This window comes from Chryseobacterium bernardetii (assembly GCF_003815975.1).
GTDB lineage: Bacteria > Bacteroidota > Bacteroidia > Flavobacteriales > Weeksellaceae > Chryseobacterium > Chryseobacterium bernardetii.
In genome coordinates this window covers 2,011,231-2,029,674 of the sequence record NZ_CP033932.1, presented here as the reverse complement: position 1 = coordinate 2,029,674, position 18,444 = coordinate 2,011,231, and the positions used below count along the sequence as shown (strand labels likewise).

Genomic DNA, 18,444 nt, shown 5'->3' with positions numbered 1-18,444 from the left:
ATTTAAACGCCTTATCATTACCAATTACTTAATTTAACAGATGCATCGTCCTTAATTTCCATTCTATCATCATATGGATAATACTTAGAATTAACAAGATGGTCGTGGATAATTCCGTTTGTGAAAAAAGCTAAATAATTTAGCAATAAAAATTCCAACTGATTATCGTAACTATTACTGAAAATGGGAGTTATAATATCAATTGAATCAGTATAACAAATAATACTTACTCCACGATAGGTCTTATCTTTTATTTCATAGTTAAACATATTATCTTCAAACTCTACAATTGTAAGATTCTTTATTATCTTCAGAATTCTTTTGTTAAACTCTGAAACATCTATACTTCTTTCAAAATATATTGAATATACATTACAATAATTACACATATCTTTTCTCATTTCTTATTTTTGTTAATAATTCTTCTTCTAAACTCGCTACACTTTTGTTCTCATTTTGAAGCATCCAGCTATCCAAATCTGTTTTCTTGAAATAGATCTTTCCGCCATTGGGTTTGAAATACCGGATTGCTCTCTGTGAGGTTTGCTTATAAAGGAAGCTTTTTGATACATCCAAGTATCCGAGAGCTTCTTTAAAGCTTAAGATTTCCTTTTCAACCATTATAGGCTGTAGAGGAAAATTCTGATTTAAATTATTTTTTTGCATCTGAAATTAATTTTATAGAAGCCCTGAGCTCATTCAATTTGGACTTCAAATTTTCGATGCAAAGAAAAGTAAGGAATACCCTTATAATCAATAGAATTACCCTGACATCAGAGTATATCAGGGTATATTAGTGTATGTTTATAGAATTATAGTTGAGAAATAATATCGTCTATAAGTTCTTGCTGTGATGATTTATTACCAGACATACCGTACTTGGCTGAAGACAGTTGCTTTGAAGTAAATTCTGATCCGTCTTTATTTCTGAATAGAGCAGGGAGATAATAATTCTCATCATTAAGATAAGAAGCTTCAATACGTCTGTTATCTATTAATTGCCTGAAAAAGTACACCAGTAAAGGCTTATTTGTTGTATTATTTTTAGGGCTTTTTGCGATCCAGTGGATTCCTTTATCTATTTTCTGACCTGTAAATGCTTTGATAAAATCTTCTTTAGTACAATAAATGAGAGAATGATCAATTAATAGGGAATACAGCGTTTCTAGTTTAGAGATTACGTTTTCTCCTTCTTTTACAATAAAATGAAGAGGAGGGAAACTGGGAAATTGTTCCTTTTCTTGAAAAACAAGCTCTTCTATGTTTTGAAAAGCTATTGTTCTATATTGATCCAGAAACGTGTACTTATCAATTAAGGCTTTTGTGAAGATTTCTGTTAGTTGGATATTAAGGCTGTTTAGGTAAATCAGAACTTTATTTTTGCTTAGTTTTCGTTGAAGTTCAAGAGCTTTATTTACATTACTAAACCCCTTATTTAACAGATTGAGAACCATATTTCCGGCTTCTTCACTAAAAGCAAAGGTTTGTACAGGGTTTTCATCATCTGTATAGTAGTCTTTTAGTATGGAAACCTGCATTTTTTCTTTATCAATACCATTAGGTACAATCCTTGGTGCAATCGAATCAAGTTTAAAAGAATTGTAAAAACTATTTAAGTTGGCATCTATCTTTTGAAGATAAAGCTCAAGGTTTTTGAATGGATATAGCAGTTCATTATTCACAACATAAAAATAATAAAATGTTGCAGTATTGTTGCAGTCAAAAAATAAAAAAAGCACCTACATTTCTGTAAGTGCTTGATTTTAAGAGTGGTCCCACCTGGGCTCGAACCAGGGACCACCTGATTATGAGTCAGGTGCTCTAACCAACTGAGCTATAGGACCTCAAAACTTGGTTAAATTTTGTGTTTGCAAAAATAGTAAAATTTCTTTCACTACAAAATTTTTTATTGCTTTTCTTGGCAAAGTTCTACCAGCACGCCGTTTGTAGATTTTGGATGAAGGAACACAACTAATTTGTTATCAGCACCTTCTTTCGGTTCTTCAGAGATAAATTGAAATCCTTCTTTTTTTAATCTTTTTACTTCCTCCAGAATATTTTCTACCCCAAATGCTAAATGATGGATCCCTTCACCCTTTTTTTCAATGAATTTTGAGATCGGACTTTCAGGATTACTCGCTTCAAGAAGTTCAATTTTACTTTCTCCGGTTTCATAGAAAGAAGTTATCACTCCTTCCCTTTCTACAGTTTCCTGCTTATAGGATTCTTTTCCTAATAATTTAGCAAAAAGTTCGTCAGAAACACCTAAAGACTTTACGGCAATACCGATATGTTCTAGCTTCATAAATACTAATAAATATAATTAATTCGTAAATTTGATACGATCGCTGAATTTCAAAGTATCAATTCAAACAAAAGTACTAAATTTGCATAAATTATGGAAAGTAACAGACAAAGAAAAGTAGCACAGATCATTCAGGAGGACTTCGCAGAACTTTTCCGCAAGCAGGCTGCTGAAAGCAAACAAAGTATATTGGTATCCGTTTCAGATGTAAAAGTAACGGCAGATTTAGGTATTGCGAAGATTTATTTAAGCATCTTCCCTCAGGAATACCGTACAGCAGTAATGAAGGAGATTGAAGAAAACAAACCTCAGTACAGAAATTTCATCGGCCAGAAAATGGCAAAACAGGTACGTATCATTCCGCAGCTTAACTTTTACTTAGATACAGCTCTTGATGACGTAGAAAGATTAGAAAGAGAATTAAGAGGCGAAGGCGACAACCCTGTTCTATAGACCTTGAAGAATATTGCATTTTACATAGCATCCAGATACCTTTTGGCAAAAAAAGGCAGTACCGCTGTAACATTTATTACATGGCTGGCAGTAGGTGCCATGACGGTTGCTGTGGCTGCAATGTTCGTTATTATTTCAGTATTCTCAGGACTTGAAGATCTGAACAAGGACTTAATCTCTAATCTTCATGCAGACCTGACCTTAAAAAGCACATCAGGCAAAACCATTAAAAACCTGGATCAGGTTAATAAGATTTTAAACAGTAATAAGGAAATTAGCAGCTATTCCCGGGTTATTGAAGAAAAAGTATATATCAGTTTCAATGGAAAAGGTGATATTGCTTATTTACGAGGCGTTGATTCTGCATATATAAAAGTAAATCCCATCAATAAAGAGATATTTTATGGAACTTATCCAAGTTTCAAATACTCGAATGAAGTTTTGATGGAAAACAGTCTTGATAACCGATTATCAATTCCTGTAGATTCTTCCAATCATTATGCAACCGTTTTCATGCCAAAGCCGGGAACCGGAATCATCAGTAAAGAAGAAGATATTTATAATAAAAGAGATATTCTGGTAACGGGCGTTTTCCCTGGAAAAGATCAACTGGACAATTACATTATTTCTCCTATTGAACTTACTGAAGAATTATTAAGCCTTCCGAAAAATTCAGCTTATCAGATTGTTATTAAATTAAAAAATCCTGAAAATGCTGATGTTGTAAAACAAAACCTGCTGTCTTCTCTTGGTAAAAATATTGAAATCAAGACGAAGGAAGAGGAAAATGCAGCATTCTGGAAGATGATTAATACTGAAAAATTATTCATCTACCTTATTTTCGCACTGGTTATTTTCATTACTACTTTCAACCTCGCCGGAGCAATTATTATTTTACAGCTTGACAAGAAAGAACAGGCTAAATCTCTTATTTCATTAGGCTTTCCTCTAAGCCATTTGAGAATGACCTATTTCTATACCGGAATTCTTATTGTTATTTCCGGAGTAATTACCGGTTTAATCTTCGGAACAGCCTTGTGCTATTTCCAGCTTTACACAGAATTTTTCAGAGCAAATGAAGTATTGCCGTTCCCTGTAAAAATCGTTGGTAAAAACTATCTTATCGTTGCTCTTACTGCATCAGTATTCGGAATTGCCATCTCATGGTTCTTCTCAAAAATCAGCAAAGAGTATATTACTAAAAATTAATATATTAACTTTATATATTTAACCGAAATAAACTTTTAGGGTTTCATTTTTTTGTACCTTTACGCCCCAATTTTAAAAAAATGAAACGAATTTTATCTTTTTTTCTACTAAGCATTGCATTTGCTAATGCATTTGCTCAAGCACCTGCTGGTTATTATAATGCAGCAAACGGTTTTACAGGTGCCGCTCTTAAAACAGCCCTTAAAGGAATCATAGAAAACGGACATGTGGACCATGGATATGACGGATTATGGACTGCTTACAATACTACAGATATTGACACTTCTTATGAAAATGACGGTACCGTTTTAGATATTTACTCCGAAAATCCTATAGGCCCGGATCCATATAATTATACACCGGGTTTAAAAAAATGTGGAAACTATTCCAATGAAGGTGACTGCTATAATCGTGAACATATCGTTCCTCAGAGTTTATTTGGACAACAATCACCAATGGTGGCAGATGTTCACTTTATTCGTGCTACTGACGGAAAAGTAAATGGCATGAGATCAAATTACCCATTCGGTAAAGTAGGGTCTACTAGTTTTCTTTCTAAAAATGGTTCCAAACTGGGGAACTCAGTATCTGCAGGCTATGGAGGAACCGTATTTGAACCTATTGATGCCTTCAAAGGAGATGTGGCCAGAATGATCTTTTATTTTGTAACAAGATATGAAGATAGACTTTCTACGTTCACTACTGGTAATATACTTGGAGGATCTGCTTTTCCAGGTCTTCAGCCTTGGGAACTTCAACAACTTTTACAATGGCATGCTATGGATCCTGTATCTGCTGCAGAAATTGCGAGAAATAATGCATCCTATGCATTCCAGGGAAACAGGAATCCCTTCATTGATAACCCTTCTTATGTTGATTTAATCTGGGGATCACCAGTTGTAGACAACCAAGCCCCTACAGCTCCTACAAATCTTGTTGCTAACAATCCTACTGCTAACACAATGGGCCTAAGCTGGACTGCTGCAACAGATAATGTTGGGGTAACAGCCTATGATATTTATGTAGGTACTACATTAAAAACCACTGTTTCAGGAACATCAACAACAGCTACTGTAACAGGATTATCTCCGCTTACTTCATATAACTTCTATGTAATAGCTAAAGATGCATTTGGCAATGCCTCTCCGCAAAGTAATGTAGCATCAGGAACTACCCTTGACGGACCTGTAGGAGGTGGAAGCTGTGGAACTGAAAACTTTAACAATGTACCTGGTACAGATAATGGCTATATTGAAAGAGTTTGGACTAATAATGGTATCACCTGGACCGCAACAAACGCAAAAGTGGATGAACCAATCAATACTACAAGAGCAATCACTTTGAGAACCGGAGACCTTACAAGTTCTTCCATTGCAGGTGGTATAAAAAGTTTAACGCTGACTACTCAAAGAAAACTCTCAGGCTCAAATGGCAATTTAAATGTCATCATTAACGGAACTACTGTAGGTACTATTCCATATACTTCTGCAGCTACAACTACAACACTTGATAATATTAACATCAGTGGGGATATAATTATCAAAATTACAAGCACAACTTCAAACAGACCTACACTGGATGATTTAAGCTGGACATGCTATAGCGGATCATTAGCAACTTCTGAAATTAAAAAAGACAAGCCTGAATTTACAATCTACCCTAACCCGGTAAGAAACAATGAACTGCATGTAAAAGGGGAAAACCTTAGCAAAATCTCAAAAGCTGAGATCTATGATCTTTCAGGAAAAGTAATTGAAACGCTTGCCAATCCTTTCAAAAGCGCCAATAAAATTAACCTTAAAGGTTTATTGAAAGGAACTTACATCTTAAAAACAGATAATTTCTCTACTAAATTTATCGTAGAATAATTAATATAAAATATTTCAAACTAAAGGCCGGATTTTTCCGGTCTTTTTTTATAATTTTGATGTATGGATTCCAATAAAAAATTAGGATTGATAGGACGAAATATTTCCTATTCCTTTTCTAAAAAATTCTTCGAAAATAAGTTTCAAAAGCTTATGCTTAAAGGGTTCTCCTATGATATTTTTGATTTAAACGAAATCAATGAAGTAGAAAACCTTTTTTCTTCACCTGAATTATTAGGCTTCAACGTTACCATTCCCTATAAAGAGCAGATCATCAATTATCTTGATGAATTAAGTGATGAGGCTGAAAAAATTGGCGCTGTAAACTGTGTTTTAATTCAAAACGGTAAAAAAACCGGATATAATACAGATGCTTTCGGTTTTGAAAAGACCCTTCTTCTTCACAAAAAACCATCACAGGATAAAGCACTGATCTTAGGAAACGGAGGAGCTGCAAAAGCAGTAAAGTATGTTTTAGACAAACATAATATCCAATCCCAAACCATTTCAAGAAGTACCGAAATCAATTTTGAAAATCTGGATAAGGAAACTGTACAGGAGCATAAGATTATTATTCAATGTACTCCAGTAGGGACCTTCCCGAATGTTGAAGACTGCCTGGCTTTTCCTTTCGATGCGCTTTCCCCGGAACATTTAGTTATCGATTTAATTTACAACCCAAACTATACACAGTTTATCATCAATGCTTCCGAAAAAGGAGCAAAAACAGTAAACGGTTATTATATGCTTGAGCAGCAAGCAGAAAAAGCTTGGGAAATTTGGAATTTTCAAAAAAAATAACATAAATTAGTACTTTAATTGGCCTCACAGCTATATTTAAAGGATATTAACGCCACTCACATAAAAGATTTGCTATGACTACAGAAAACAATCTTTCTGAAAACGAAGAAAAGAAAAATCCTAACGAAGTATCTCAGGAAACATCGGAAAACACCGTTTCTCATGATGCCAATCCCCATGAAGATGATGCTGAACACCTGGAAGAACATGAAGATGTTGAGATCTCTCTGGCTGATGCCCTGAAAGAAATGGAAAAGCTCATCAATGCACCCGATGCAGGTGAGAATTCCAAAAAATTCAATCAGCTGAAAGAAAAAGCAAGTCATCACATCCATGATGAAGTGGAAGACAAAAAACATGAGTTTGTAGAAGCAGGAAATGCTCCGGAAAATTTCAGTTACGAGCATCCTTCACAAGCGAAATTCTCTGCATTAATCAATATTTTTAAAGAGAAGCATGACGAATTCCAGAAAGGACAGGAAGAAGAACAGAAAAAGAATTTGGAACACCGTCAGACCATTATTGAAAGATTAAAAAATTTATATACCAATTCAGAACCGGGGACCAATCTTTTTAAATCCATCCGTGAAATAAAAGAAGAATGGTCAAAGGCCGGACAGGTTGCAAAATCAGAATTTAAAATTCTTAACAATAATTATTTTCACCATCTGAACCAGTTTTATCAGATGCTGGATCTGAATAAAGAATTTTTGGAGCAGGAATACAGCCACAATCTTGAAAAAAGACAGCACATCATCGCCCGAGCTCAGGAACTGGAGAATGAACCTGTTATTCAGAAAGCTTTAAATGAACTTCAGTATCTTCATAAACTCTGGAAAGAAGAAGCAGAGCCTGTAGCTGAAGAGTTCCGTGAGAAAACATGGGAAGAGTTTAAGGAAATTTCCAATAAAATTCACGAAAGAAAATCTGAGCTTTCCGCATCTATTGAAAAAGAACAGGCTGCCAATCTTGAGAAAAAAAATCAGATCATCGCTGAGATCAAGAAACTTTCAGAACCTTCTGAAACGCCTAATCACAATTACTGGCAGAATGCCATTAAAATAGTTGAAGACCTGCGTTCAGATTTCTTAAAAACAGGAAGTGTTCCCAGAAAACTGTCTAACCAGAACTGGAATGATTTCAAAACAACATTAAGAGGATTTAATACAACAAAAAATAATTATTATAAATCTTTAAAAGGTTCCCAACAGGCTAATCTGGAAGAAAAGCTAAAGCTGATCCAGACCGCTCAGGACAATCAGAATAATGAAGAATGGGATATTGCTGTTCCACTGTTCAAAAAGCTTCAGGAAGACTGGAAAAAGATCGGACACGTTCCAAAGAGCATGACCAACAAAATTTGGGATGAGTTCCGTGATGCCTGTAACGCCTTCTTTAACAATTACAGAGAAAAGAGTAATACTTCTACTGATAACTGGAAAGAAAATTACAAAAATAAGAAAGCCCTTCTTGATGAATTGAAAATGGTTTCCAATGAAGAAGGAAGTATTGAAAAAATTGAAGCCATTAAAACAGCATGGAATAATATTGGAAAAGTTCCAAGAGATAAGATCTCCATCAACTCTGAGTTCAATAAGACTTTAAGAGAAAAATTGAAGATCAATAAAATCAATGAGCTGGAATTGAAAGAGGAAGGATTATCAGAAAATCAGCTTACTGATAAAGCAAGAAAGATCAAAAACCAGATTTCCGATCTTGAAGCTGAAATTGTTAAGCTAGAAAACAACCTTTCATTCTTCAATAAACCATCAAGAGAGAATCCTCTATTAAGGGATACTTATAACACCATTGATGAAAAGAAAGCTCATCTGGAAACGTTAAAGCAGAATCTTCACAATATTATTGCAGGAGAATAAATCTTAACACAATAAATAAAGGCGGAGCAAAGCAATTTGTCTTCGCTTTTTCTTTTTATAAATATGAATAACGACGAACTTTATATTAAACGATGTATTGAACTGGCCCAGAAAGCTCTGGGTAAAACCTACCCCAACCCACTTGTAGGAAGTGTGATTGTTTACAAAGGTGAAATCATTGGTGAGGGCTACCATCATAAAGCAGGAGAAAACCATGCAGAGATCAATGCCATTAATTCTGTGAAAGACAAAACTCTGATTCCAGAATCAACAATCTATGTTTCTCTGGAGCCTTGTGCACACTACGGTAAAACTCCCCCATGCGCTTTAAAAATTAAAGAATTAGGTTTCAAAAAAGTAGTTATCGGTGCTATGGATTCCCATGATAAAGTAAACGGAAAAGGGAAAAAGATCATTCAGGATGCAGGAATAGAGGCTGTTTCCGGAATTCTTGAAAATAAATGTATTGAACTGAACAAAAGATTTTTTACCTACCACGAAAAGAAAAGGCCTTACATCATTTTAAAATGGGCAGAATCCGGTGATGGATTTCTGGATAAAGATTTTAAACCAACTGCTGTCTCCAATGCGTTAGTTAATCAGTTTGTTCATCAGTTAAGAGCAAACGAGCATGCTATTTTGGTAGGAACACAAACTGCTTTAAATGATAATCCCAGCCTTACTGTAAGAAATGTTGAGGGAATAAACCCAATCAGAATTTTAATTGATTTTGACCTGAAAGTTCCGGATGACTTTAAGATTTACAACAATGAAGCCAGAACATTAGTTCTAAACAGTAGTAAAGAAGGAGCGCAAGAACATATTCAATTCATTAAAATCAAAAAAGAGAATTTCTTATCTGATTTGATGGAAATATTATACAATGAACAAATTCAGTCTATTATCATAGAAGGAGGCCGCTTTACCTTACAGCAATTTATTGACGCAGATCTTTGGGACGAAGTTATCATTATTAAAAATGAAAACCTGGAACTAAGGAACGGTACAAAAGCCCCGGAATTCAATCATAGCGTTAACAAAACTGAAAGCTATAGGGATAATACTATTTCTTTTTATAAATCAAAATAACCTCATTTATCCCATTAACATGGAGTAATTTATTACCTTAATAATATCTGCCACACCTTGGCGGAGCTACAGTTTCTCTTGCTAAATAAAAATATTGTAATAAACAACAAAAGAGCAGTTTTGCTCTTTTGCTTTTTATATAAGACACAGCATATTAAAAATTTAGTAGCCTAATTAACTTTATATTGAATTCATATATTTGCAAAAACTAATAACCTTTATATGAATAAATATTTTACGTTTTTACTATTGGGATTTATATCTTTTTTTGATGCTCAGGAATGGAAATTTTTAACCCCCGTAAAATCTTTTTCCATCATTACTAATCTCGAAGTTACGCCCGATCAAACATTATATATGCTTGATCAGTCTCAATATGGAGTGGTAGCATCTTCAAAGGATGGTGGACATACATGGAGAAAACTCTTCAGAAATGAAATATACAGAGATATTCAAATGCTCAACAACAATATAGGATTTATATTAACCCAAACCGGAATTTATAAAACCACAGATGGATTTAATACTTCTGTTTCTAAATCAGCAAATGCTGCTTTTTTAAGAAGTTTTTATTTTGTAAATGAATCTGTAGGTTTTCTTGGCGGTAATTCGGGTGTTATATACAAAACATTAAATTCAGGGAATTCATTCTCTTTTGTTTCATTACCTGAACAAAGTAACATCAATGATATCTTTTTTATAGATGAAAATATCGGATTTGTATGCGCCGCTAATGGAAAAGTCTATAAAACAACAAACCAGGGAGCAAACTGGACCGTTACAAGTCTAAGCTCAACCAGTATTAATAAAATTCTTTTTATTAATAACACAGATGCTTTTATTGTAGGAAATAACGGTAAACTTTTTAAAACAAATGATCAAGGTGTAAATTGGTCTCCAGTAACTATTTCAGCAACTTATAATTTGAATGATATAAAATTTTACTCCAGCCAGCTTTATATTGTTGGTGATGACAATAGAATTTATAAGTCTTCAGATTTGGGACAAACCTGGACGAATCAAAGATTAATTAATACGTATCCTTACTTCAACCTTAATTCGATTGGTATTTTAAATGGTAATATGATCGTTGGAGGAGAATCAAACATTTATAAATCTGCAGACACAACAAACTGGAGTATTTTGGTTCCCGGAATTTATCCTTCCGAATTAAAAAGTATTTCTTTTGCAAATGACAATCAAGGAACTATCACAGGAAGCGGATCTACCGGATTCTACAGTGTTGTTTACCGTACAACAGACGGTGGTCACAATTGGATCAATCAAATGACAACATTTACATTGAATGCTTATAAAGGTGTACAATTAAAAGAAAATGGAAAAGGCATTCTTGTTGGCAACGGAAATTATGCTTTAACATCAAATTTTGGTCAGACATGGAGCAGTTTCAGTTCAACCAATCCAGCAACATACCCTTCTGCATTTTGGATTAAAAATAATGGTGATATTTTATTAGGCACTGCATCACCTTATGTAAGTCCGCCAAATGGAATACATTTCATATCACCACCTTCCACAGCTTCCCAATTTACAGACATGGGAAAAATAGAAAGTATTCAGTTCTATAACGATATGATTGGCTATGCAGGCGGCTCGCAAAAATTGTATAAAACTACGGACGGAGGAATTACCTGGACTTCTGTTTTCGAAGCAACAGGTTATTTAAATTCCGTAAATGTAATTAGCGCTACTAAAATAACTATATCTGCAAACTACGGAAAAACATACACGAGCAATAATTCAGGAGCAACATGGGTAGATACTACAAATTCTAATTCTTCTAAGTTTTATTTTCTCAATGAAAATCTAGGCTTTTATTATGATTCTAATAATGACCTCTACAGAACCACAGACGGAGGCGCTACCTCACAACTTGTAGTTTCCAGTGCAAGCAATTATGATTTAAGTCTTGCCAATATTAATGCTTATAAATATTTCAATAATAAAGTTATCGCTGTAGGAAATTATTCGGATATCTATATCGTTGACTTTTCAAATCTATCTTTAGCAACTAATGAAAATGATATTGTAAACAAAAATAATTCACAATTATTAATATATCCTAATCCAGCAAGTTCTTCTATTTTTTTTAAAACAAATGTTGTTTTAGATAAAGTTCAGCTTTATGATACAAATGGAAAAAAAGTTCTATGTAGCAAGGAAAATAATGGCATCAATATATCACATTTACCACAAGGAGTTTACTTTGTGAAGTTTGAATCCAATGGTAAATGGCTCACTCAAAAGATCATTAAAAAGTAAAATACATTAATAAGCCATCAATTCAGATGGCTTATTTTTTTTATATTGCTGAAATTTACAAAGCAATTAATATTTTTGTAGGATTCAAAGAAGGAATACAAATGCAGTTCGAATATAAAACCATAGAAAAACCCATAGAAAACACTTTATTAAAAGAGAAAGGAAGCAAGTTTATCGGATTTGCCTTTCCGGTTACCAATGAAAAGGAGCTAAAAGCTGCATTGGAAAAAATCAGGGAAGAGCATCCTAAGGCAACACATCATTGTTATGCTTTCAGAATGGGTTTAAATGGTGAAAATTACAGAGCTAATGATGATGGAGAACCTTCAGGAAGCGCCGGTCTTCCTATTTACAATCAACTCTTAGCCAATGAAATCACCAATGTTCTTGTTATTTCAGTACGTTATTACGGAGGAACTAAATTAGGCGTTTCCGGTCTGGTAAAAGCATATAAGGAATCTGCAAAGATCACATTGGAAGAAGCCAATATCGTTACAAGAGAGCTGGAAACTGAAATTGAGATCCGGTTCAACTTCAATCAGCAGAATATTATTTTTACCCTGCTTTCAAAATTTGATGCCAAGGTTATCAACTTCGATGCGAATGAAAACTGCATACTTAAAGCCTCATTAAAACTGGCACAAAAAGAAAGCATCTCAGAAAAATTATCTGAGATGCAATATGTTTCATTTGAATTTACTGATTAATCCCTTCTTCCACCGAGAAGCAGAGATCCCCAGTAAAGAAGCTGGGCTAAAGACCCTAAAGCGGCTACTACATAAGTTCTTGCTGCCCACTTTAAGCTATCCTGAACGCCAACAAACTCTTCAGCAGTTACAGTACCTGTATCTTTAAGCCATTTCATGGCTCTGTTACTGGCGTCATATTCTACCGGTAATGTTACAAAAGCAAACAGTGTAGTCACTGCAAACATCGCCACACCAATCGCCAGAATGGCTGTATTTCCGTTAGGGTTTTCTACTGTTCTGGTTGCCGCCATTATCGCAATACCTGCAATAAGAACAAACTGCATCAGATTGGAACTTATATTAACAACAGGAACTAATTTTGAACGTAAATTCAACATTGAGTATCCTACCGCATGCTGAACGGCATGTCCACATTCGTGAGCTGCAACAGCGGCTGCGGCTGCATTTCTCTGCATGTAAACACCTTCAGAAAGATTTACTGTTTTATCTGCCGGATTATAGTGGTCCGTAAGCTGTCCGGGAACTGATATTACCTGAACATCATTAATCCCGTTATCTCTCAACATTTTTTCCGCCACCTCTTTCCCCGAAAGACCATTTCGAAGATGTACGTTGGAATAATATTCAAATTTTGATTTCAATCTGGAAGAAACCCACCAGCTCACCAGCATTGAAATACCAATAATGATATAATAACCCATCATTTTTATTTAGATTTTGTGTTCAATTTTTAAGCATAATGATATAAAAACTGTGCCAAAGTATACGATTTTATTATTTATATTTGTCCTCAAATTACTCTCAAAAAACATGTCAACAGTTTCAATTATTGAAGTAAAAACTCCCGATCAGCTCAAGCAATTCGTAAGGTTTCCTATGGATCTGTACAAAAACAATCCGTACTACGTTCCATCTTTTATCAATGATGAAATCAACATCTGGAATGCTGATGAAAATCCTGCGCTTCAATATTCTGAAGCAAAACAGTATTTGGCTTACAGAAATGACAAAATTGTAGGAAGAATTGCTGTTCTTATCAACCACAAAGAGGAAAAAGAATTAGGGATACGAAAAGTACGTTTTGGATGGATAGATTTTATTGATGACGAGGAGGTTTCCAAGGCTCTGCTTCAAAAAGCAATTGACTACGCCAAAGAAAAAAATATTGATAAGATTGAAGGCCCAATGGGGTTCACCAATCTTGACAAAGCAGGAATGCTGATTAAAGGCTTTGATCAGCTGGCAACTATGATCGGAATTTACAATCATGATTATTACCCAAGACATCTTGAAAAACTGGGATTGGTAAAAGAAAAAGAATGGGTAGAATTTGAGATTAAATTTCCTGATTCTTTACCTGAAAAAATCCATAAATTTAATCAGCTGATTTCTGAGAAATACAAGTTGAAGGTTTTAAGATTTAAAACTAAAGAAGAAATTCTTCAGTATGTAGATGCTATGTTTGATCTTTTGGATGAAACTTACAAACATCTTTCTACCTACACTCCTATTTCTGATGAACAGCGTAAAACCTATAAAGAAAAGTACTTCAAACTTATTGATAAAGACTTTATTGTTTGTATTGCTGACGAGAACAACAGCCTTATTTCCTTTGCGATCACGATGCCTTCTTATTCAAAAGCATTGCAAAAATCCGGAGGAAAACTACTTCCGTTCGGATGGTGGCATTTTTTAAGAGCCGGAAAGAAAAATGACAGGGCTAACTTCTATCTCATCGGTATTCATCCTGACTACCAGAGAAGAGGTGTTACCTCCATCATTTTCAAAGAAATCTTTGATACCTTCAAGAAGAAAGGAGTAAAAACACTGGAAACAAATCCTGAACTGGAAGAAAACAAAAGTATTCAACTTCTATGGCAGGACTATAATCCTGTGAATCACAAGAGAAGAAGAACATACTCACTTGAAATAAATGATAAATGATGAGTGATGAGTAGTTCTATTTACTCATCCACACTAAGACTCTCTCACCCCAAACACTTTCTCTTATGAAGCCACAACTTATCATTTTTGCTGTTTTAATCGCAGGATTTATCGCTTACAATTTCTTTTTTCAATCACAGGATGGCAGAACAAATACTGTCATAAACATTATTTTTGCGAGTATTCTTTTTGGATATATTGCATTGATGGCTTATTCTCTTCTTAAAAAAATGAAGAAATAATTTGTTATTTTTATTGATTCTAAATTGTAGCTTTTCTCTATTTTCACCTTACTTTTAAGCTGATAAATTTCATGCTTTCTTGTTTATTCGTTAAATTTGCAAATTGAGATAATAATGCAAAAATGAATTTACCTGAAAGTTATATTCCAATCCTCATCCAGGCAGGTGTAGCAGTAGGATTTGTCGCTGTTTCATTACTTGGAGCACATTTCTTAGGTCCACAACAGAAAAAAGGAAATTCTGTTAAAAACCAGAGCTGGGAATGTGGGGTTCCTGTAGAAGGAAATGCTAGAACACCATTTTCTATCAAATACTTCCTGACTGCGGTATTGTTCGTACTATTCGATATTGAAATCGTATTCTTTTATCCTTATGCGGTAAACTTCAGAGAATTCGGTATGGAAGGATTCCTTGCTGTGCTTACGTTCGTTGCAATCTTCTTCGTAGCGTTTTTCTATGTTTGGAAACGTGGTGCATTAGATTGGGATAAATAAATTTTAATTAAAAGATTGAATGTATTTAAGTAATTTAAAGATTTTCAAGATCTTATTTTTTTAATCTTTAAATATTTTTTAATCTTTAAATATTTACTAAAATGTCAGATAAAAAACCAGTAATAAGAACAGATGCACCTGCTCCCGAAGGATATGAAGGAGAAGGGTTTTTCGCAACAAAACTGAGCAGTGTAATCGGAATGGCAAGAAAATTTTCACTTTGGCCATTACCATTTGCAACCTCTTGTTGTGGTATTGAGTTTATGGCGACCCTGAACCCTACTTACGATGCTTCAAGGTTTGGTATGGAAAGAAACTCTTTCTCTCCAAGGCAAGCAGATATGCTAATGGTTTGCGGAACTATATCAAAGAAATTAGGACCAGTCCTGAAAGAAGTATACACTCAGATGGCTGAGCCAAAATGGGTGGTAGCAGTAGGAGCTTGTGCTTCCAGCGGTGGTATTTTTGATACGTATTCTGTACTTCAGGGAATTGATAAGATTATTCCGGTAGACGTTTACGTTCCCGGATGCCCTCCAAGACCAGAACAGATTATTGAAGGAGTAATGCAGGTACAGGCTCTTGCAGAAAGCGAAAGCATCAGAAGAAGAGACATGCCTGAATATCAGAAATTATTAGATTCTTACAACATAAGCAACTAAACGGAAATGACAAACGAATTTGTATTAGAAGCCATCACCAGAGAATTTCCGGAATCTGTTATTTCAAGTTCAGAACCTTATGGAATGCTGACGATTGAAGTGAAGAAAGAAGATATCAAGAAAATCATTCACTATCTTAAAGACTCAACACTGGAAATCAACTTCCTTACAGATATATGCGGAATCCATTATCCTGAATTCCCTGAAAAGGAAATAGGTGTTGTATATCATCTGCATAACATGATGGCCAACTTCAGATTACGTCTGAAGATCTTCATGTCCAGAGAAAACATCGAAGTAGACTCTCTTACGGATCTATATGCCGGTGCTAACTGGATGGAAAGAGAAACGTATGACTTTTATGGGATTAAATTTAAAGGGCACCCGGATCTTAGACCTATTTTGAATATGGAAGATCTTGGATACCACCCAATGTTGAAGGAATATCGCCTTGAAGACGGTACAAGAACCGATAAGGATGATAATATGTTCGGAAGATAAAAAATAATGCAATAAGCAGTAAGCAGTAAGCAATAAGCTTAAAGCCTAGAGCCTATAGCCTAAAGCATTTAAATTATGAAAGATAACTCATTATCTAATATACTAAACCAATACGAAAGTAAGGAACAGATTGACGGACAGCTATACACCCTCAATTTAGGGCCTACCCACCCTGCCACTCACGGGATTTTCCAGAATATCTTAACGATGGACGGAGAAAGAATCCTTCACGCAGAGCAAACAGTAGGATATATCCACAGAGCATTTGAGAAAATTTCTGAAAGAAGAAACTATGCTCAGATCACTACCCTTACTGACCGTATGAATTACTGTTCTGCACCCATCAACAACCTTGGTTGGCACATGACCGTGGAAAAACTGATTGGTGTTGAAGTTCCAAAGCGTGTAGACTATATGCGTGTTATCCTGATGGAGCTTGCAAGAATCGGTGATCACCTGATCTGTAACGGGGTAACCGGGATGGACTCAGGAGCAATTACAGGTCTTACTTATATGTTCATCGAAAGAGAACGTATTTATGATATGTATGAGCAGATCTGTGGAGCAAGGATGACTACTAATATGGGAAGAATTGGAGGATTTGAAAGAGATTTCACACCTAAATTCCATGAGTTAATCAAGGATTTCCTGAAAACTTTCCCACCAAGATTCAAAGAATTCTGTACTCTATTAGAAAGAAACAGAATTTTCATGGACAGAACCATCGGTACAGGAGCTATTTCTGCCGAAAGAGCATTAAGCTACGGTTTCACAGGTCCTAACTTACGTGCAGCAGGAGTAGATTACGATGTGAGAGTTGCACAACCTTATTCTTCATACCAGGACTTCGACTTCATTATTCCTGTAGGAACTTCAGGAGATACTTACGACCGTTTCATGGTGCGTCAGCAGGAAGTCTGGGAATCAATCAAAATTATCAAACAAGCATACGAAAACCTTCCGGAAGGACCATTCCACGCAGATGTTCCTGATTTCTATCTTCCTGAAAAGGCAGATGTATATCAGAAAATGGAAGCTTTGATCTACCACTTCAAAATTGTAATGGGAGAAACTGATGTACCGAAAGGAGAAGTTTACCATGCAGTAGAAGGCGGAAACGGAGAATTAGGTTTCTATCTTGTGAGTGACGGAGGAAGAAGTCCTTACAGACTTCACTTCAGAAGACCATGTTTCATCTACTATCAGGCATACCCTGAAATGATTACAGGTTCTGTAATTTCAGATGCCATTGTAACGATGTGTAGTATGAATATTATTGCGGGAGAATTAGACGCATAATATAACAGACAAAAAGATAAAAGAAGAAAGAATAAAGACTTTCTTCAAATTAAATAAAAATGAATTTAGATCACGAATCAAAAGGTCTTTTCTCTTGGTTCTTTGTTCTTTAATCTATATAACAAAATGAGCGAAACAATAGCTTTTAAACCGGAAAGTTTAGCACAGGTACACAAAATTATCGCAAGATACCCTGAAGGAAGACAGAAATCTGCTCTTCTTCCTGTACTTCACTTGGCACAGAAAGAATTCGGAGGATGGTTAGATGTTCCTGTAATGGATTATGTTGCCGGACTATTAAGTATCAAACCTATCGAAGTATATGAAGTGGCTACTTTCTATACCATGTTCAATATGAAACCGGTAGGTAAATATGTTTTGGAGGTTTGCAGAACTGGACCTTGTATGGTTTGTGGAAGCGAAAAAATCCTGGATCATATCAGAACGAAACTGAACATTAAAGATGGAGAAACTACGGAAGATGGTATGTTCACCTTAAAGCCTGCTGAATGTCTTGGAGCATGTGGTTATGCACCCATGATGCAGTTAGGAAAGTTCTTTCATGAAAATTTAACGATAGAAAAAGTAGACGAAATCCTTGAGCTTTGCAGACAGGGGCAGGTTGCTTTAGACTAATAGAAATTTTAAATTCTAAATTTTAGACTTTAAATTATTCACTTAACGTTTAATCATAATTAATGCAGGAA

Annotated in this window: 20 protein-coding genes and 1 tRNA gene; 15 read left to right on the top strand and 6 right to left on the bottom strand. The window is 35.0% G+C overall.

Annotation, left to right across the window (positions count from 1 at the left end; genetic code table 11):
* Window positions 1–17: 17 nt before the first annotated feature.
* From EG339_RS09325 to mce, 5 genes are all read right to left on the bottom strand, one after another.
* Window positions 18–401 carry a hypothetical protein gene (locus tag EG339_RS09325; protein ID WP_123869944.1) on the bottom strand — a complete coding sequence of 128 codons (384 nt, stop codon included), beginning with the start codon at window positions 399–401 and terminating at the stop codon, window positions 18–20.
* Complete coding sequence (locus tag EG339_RS09320; RefSeq protein ID WP_123869943.1) at window positions 382–666, bottom strand: helix-turn-helix domain-containing protein; 285 nt, start codon at window positions 664–666, stop codon at window positions 382–384. The genes EG339_RS09325 and EG339_RS09320 overlap by 20 nt, the downstream gene beginning before the upstream one ends.
* Before the next feature lie 146 nt (window positions 667–812).
* Window positions 813–1,682, bottom strand: a complete 870-nt coding sequence (locus EG339_RS09315; protein WP_123869942.1) for a hypothetical protein — start codon at window positions 1,680–1,682, stop codon at window positions 813–815.
* 88 nt (window positions 1,683–1,770) lie between these two features.
* Window positions 1,771–1,844 (bottom strand) — tRNA-Ile (locus EG339_RS09310).
* A 62-nt stretch (window positions 1,845–1,906) separates the two neighbouring features.
* Complete coding sequence (gene mce, locus EG339_RS09305) at window positions 1,907–2,305, bottom strand: methylmalonyl-CoA epimerase (RefSeq protein WP_123869941.1); 399 nt, start codon at window positions 2,303–2,305, stop codon at window positions 1,907–1,909.
* Between the two features lie 93 nt (window positions 2,306–2,398).
* Between mce and rbfA the strand changes: the two genes are divergently transcribed.
* The 8 genes from rbfA (at window position 2,399) to EG339_RS09265 (ending at window position 12,592) form a co-directional block, all read left to right on the top strand.
* On the top strand, window positions 2,399–2,758 hold the full coding sequence (rbfA, locus tag EG339_RS09300; RefSeq protein ID WP_066698391.1) for a 30S ribosome-binding factor RbfA: 360 nt from the start codon (window positions 2,399–2,401) through the stop codon (window positions 2,756–2,758).
* A 3-nt stretch (window positions 2,759–2,761) separates the two neighbouring features.
* Window positions 2,762–3,967 (top strand): ABC transporter permease, encoded by a 1,206-nt coding sequence (locus tag EG339_RS09295; protein ID WP_123869940.1) that lies wholly within the window; start codon window positions 2,762–2,764, stop codon window positions 3,965–3,967.
* Window positions 3,968–4,047: 80 nt separating this feature from the next.
* Window positions 4,048–5,835: an endonuclease gene (locus EG339_RS09290; RefSeq protein ID WP_123869939.1), complete on the top strand. Its 1,788-nt coding sequence runs from the start codon at window positions 4,048–4,050 to the stop codon at window positions 5,833–5,835.
* A gap of 63 nt (window positions 5,836–5,898) precedes the next feature.
* Complete coding sequence (locus tag EG339_RS09285) at window positions 5,899–6,636, top strand: shikimate dehydrogenase family protein (RefSeq protein ID WP_123869938.1); 738 nt, start codon at window positions 5,899–5,901, stop codon at window positions 6,634–6,636.
* A gap of 74 nt (window positions 6,637–6,710) precedes the next feature.
* Complete coding sequence (locus tag EG339_RS09280; protein WP_123869937.1) at window positions 6,711–8,513, top strand: DUF349 domain-containing protein; 1,803 nt, start codon at window positions 6,711–6,713, stop codon at window positions 8,511–8,513.
* A gap of 63 nt (window positions 8,514–8,576) precedes the next feature.
* Window positions 8,577–9,602, top strand: coding sequence for a bifunctional diaminohydroxyphosphoribosylaminopyrimidine deaminase/5-amino-6-(5-phosphoribosylamino)uracil reductase RibD (gene ribD / locus EG339_RS09275; protein WP_123869936.1), 1,026 nt, complete (start codon window positions 8,577–8,579; stop codon window positions 9,600–9,602).
* A 222-nt stretch (window positions 9,603–9,824) separates the two neighbouring features.
* Window positions 9,825–11,885: a YCF48-related protein gene (locus EG339_RS09270; RefSeq protein ID WP_123869935.1), complete on the top strand. Its 2,061-nt coding sequence runs from the start codon at window positions 9,825–9,827 to the stop codon at window positions 11,883–11,885.
* 101 nt (window positions 11,886–11,986) lie between these two features.
* Entirely contained in the window at window positions 11,987–12,592 is a 606-nt protein-coding gene (locus EG339_RS09265) for an IMPACT family protein (RefSeq protein ID WP_123872644.1), read from the top strand.
* Here the strand turns inward: EG339_RS09265 and EG339_RS09260 are convergent.
* Window positions 12,589–13,299, bottom strand: coding sequence for a zinc metallopeptidase (locus tag EG339_RS09260; protein WP_185146526.1), 711 nt, complete (start codon window positions 13,297–13,299; stop codon window positions 12,589–12,591). The genes EG339_RS09265 and EG339_RS09260 overlap by 4 nt on opposite strands.
* Before the next feature lie 106 nt (window positions 13,300–13,405).
* On the opposite strand from EG339_RS09260, the gene EG339_RS09255 reads away from it, so the two are divergent.
* The 7 genes from EG339_RS09255 to EG339_RS09230 all read left to right on the top strand — a co-directional run bounded on the left by EG339_RS09255 (window position 13,406) and on the right by EG339_RS09230 (window position 18,373).
* Window positions 13,406–14,539, top strand: a complete 1,134-nt coding sequence (locus tag EG339_RS09255) for a GNAT family N-acetyltransferase (RefSeq protein WP_123869934.1) — start codon at window positions 13,406–13,408, stop codon at window positions 14,537–14,539.
* 65 nt (window positions 14,540–14,604) lie between these two features.
* Window positions 14,605–14,781 (top strand): hypothetical protein, encoded by a 177-nt coding sequence (locus EG339_RS24225; protein WP_164465436.1) that lies wholly within the window; start codon window positions 14,605–14,607, stop codon window positions 14,779–14,781.
* A gap of 122 nt (window positions 14,782–14,903) precedes the next feature.
* The gene (locus tag EG339_RS09250) at window positions 14,904–15,275 is read left to right on the top strand and encodes an NADH-quinone oxidoreductase subunit A (protein ID WP_034693436.1); all 372 of its coding nucleotides are present in this window, start codon (window positions 14,904–14,906) and stop codon (window positions 15,273–15,275) included.
* Window positions 15,276–15,376: 101 nt separating this feature from the next.
* A complete protein-coding gene (locus EG339_RS09245; RefSeq protein ID WP_002983540.1) occupies window positions 15,377–15,937 on the top strand; it encodes an NADH-quinone oxidoreductase subunit B in 561 nt (186 codons plus the stop codon).
* A 6-nt stretch (window positions 15,938–15,943) separates the two neighbouring features.
* Window positions 15,944–16,438, top strand: a complete 495-nt coding sequence (locus EG339_RS09240) for an NADH-quinone oxidoreductase subunit C (protein WP_123869933.1) — start codon at window positions 15,944–15,946, stop codon at window positions 16,436–16,438.
* 75 nt (window positions 16,439–16,513) lie between these two features.
* Window positions 16,514–17,737: an NADH dehydrogenase (quinone) subunit D gene (gene nuoD / locus EG339_RS09235; protein WP_053328073.1), complete on the top strand. Its 1,224-nt coding sequence runs from the start codon at window positions 16,514–16,516 to the stop codon at window positions 17,735–17,737.
* Window positions 17,738–17,863: 126 nt separating this feature from the next.
* Window positions 17,864–18,373 (top strand): NADH-quinone oxidoreductase subunit NuoE family protein, encoded by a 510-nt coding sequence (locus EG339_RS09230; RefSeq protein ID WP_027373523.1) that lies wholly within the window; start codon window positions 17,864–17,866, stop codon window positions 18,371–18,373.
* Window positions 18,374–18,444 lie beyond the last annotated feature (71 nt).

Excerpts from the sequence above, each read along its gene's own strand:
- ribD (WP_123869936.1), top strand. The coding sequence starts at position 8,577 with ATGAATAACGACGAACTTTATATTAAACGATGTATTGAACTGGCCCAG.
- mce (WP_123869941.1), bottom strand. The coding sequence starts at position 2,305 with ATGAAGCTAGAACATATCGGTATTGCCGTAAAGTCTTTAGGTGTTTCT.
- EG339_RS09325 (WP_123869944.1), bottom strand. The coding sequence starts at position 401 with ATGAGAAAAGATATGTGTAATTATTGTAATGTATATTCAATATATTTT.
- EG339_RS24225 (WP_164465436.1), top strand. The coding sequence starts at position 14,605 with ATGAAGCCACAACTTATCATTTTTGCTGTTTTAATCGCAGGATTTATC.
- EG339_RS09250 (WP_034693436.1), top strand. The coding sequence starts at position 14,904 with ATGAATTTACCTGAAAGTTATATTCCAATCCTCATCCAGGCAGGTGTA.
- EG339_RS09285 (WP_123869938.1), top strand. The coding sequence starts at position 5,899 with ATGGATTCCAATAAAAAATTAGGATTGATAGGACGAAATATTTCCTAT.
- EG339_RS09255 (WP_123869934.1), top strand. The coding sequence starts at position 13,406 with ATGTCAACAGTTTCAATTATTGAAGTAAAAACTCCCGATCAGCTCAAG.
- EG339_RS09245 (WP_002983540.1), top strand. The coding sequence starts at position 15,377 with ATGTCAGATAAAAAACCAGTAATAAGAACAGATGCACCTGCTCCCGAA.
- nuoD (WP_053328073.1), top strand. The coding sequence starts at position 16,514 with ATGAAAGATAACTCATTATCTAATATACTAAACCAATACGAAAGTAAG.
- EG339_RS09230 (WP_027373523.1), top strand. The coding sequence starts at position 17,864 with ATGAGCGAAACAATAGCTTTTAAACCGGAAAGTTTAGCACAGGTACAC.
- EG339_RS09265 (WP_123872644.1), top strand. The coding sequence starts at position 11,987 with ATGCAGTTCGAATATAAAACCATAGAAAAACCCATAGAAAACACTTTA.
- EG339_RS09290 (WP_123869939.1), top strand. The coding sequence starts at position 4,048 with ATGAAACGAATTTTATCTTTTTTTCTACTAAGCATTGCATTTGCTAAT.
- rbfA (WP_066698391.1), top strand. The coding sequence starts at position 2,399 with ATGGAAAGTAACAGACAAAGAAAAGTAGCACAGATCATTCAGGAGGAC.
- EG339_RS09260 (WP_185146526.1), bottom strand. The coding sequence starts at position 13,299 with ATGATGGGTTATTATATCATTATTGGTATTTCAATGCTGGTGAGCTGG.
- EG339_RS09280 (WP_123869937.1), top strand. The coding sequence starts at position 6,711 with ATGACTACAGAAAACAATCTTTCTGAAAACGAAGAAAAGAAAAATCCT.
- EG339_RS09240 (WP_123869933.1), top strand. The coding sequence starts at position 15,944 with ATGACAAACGAATTTGTATTAGAAGCCATCACCAGAGAATTTCCGGAA.
- EG339_RS09270 (WP_123869935.1), top strand. The coding sequence starts at position 9,825 with ATGAATAAATATTTTACGTTTTTACTATTGGGATTTATATCTTTTTTT.
- EG339_RS09320 (WP_123869943.1), bottom strand. The coding sequence starts at position 666 with ATGCAAAAAAATAATTTAAATCAGAATTTTCCTCTACAGCCTATAATG.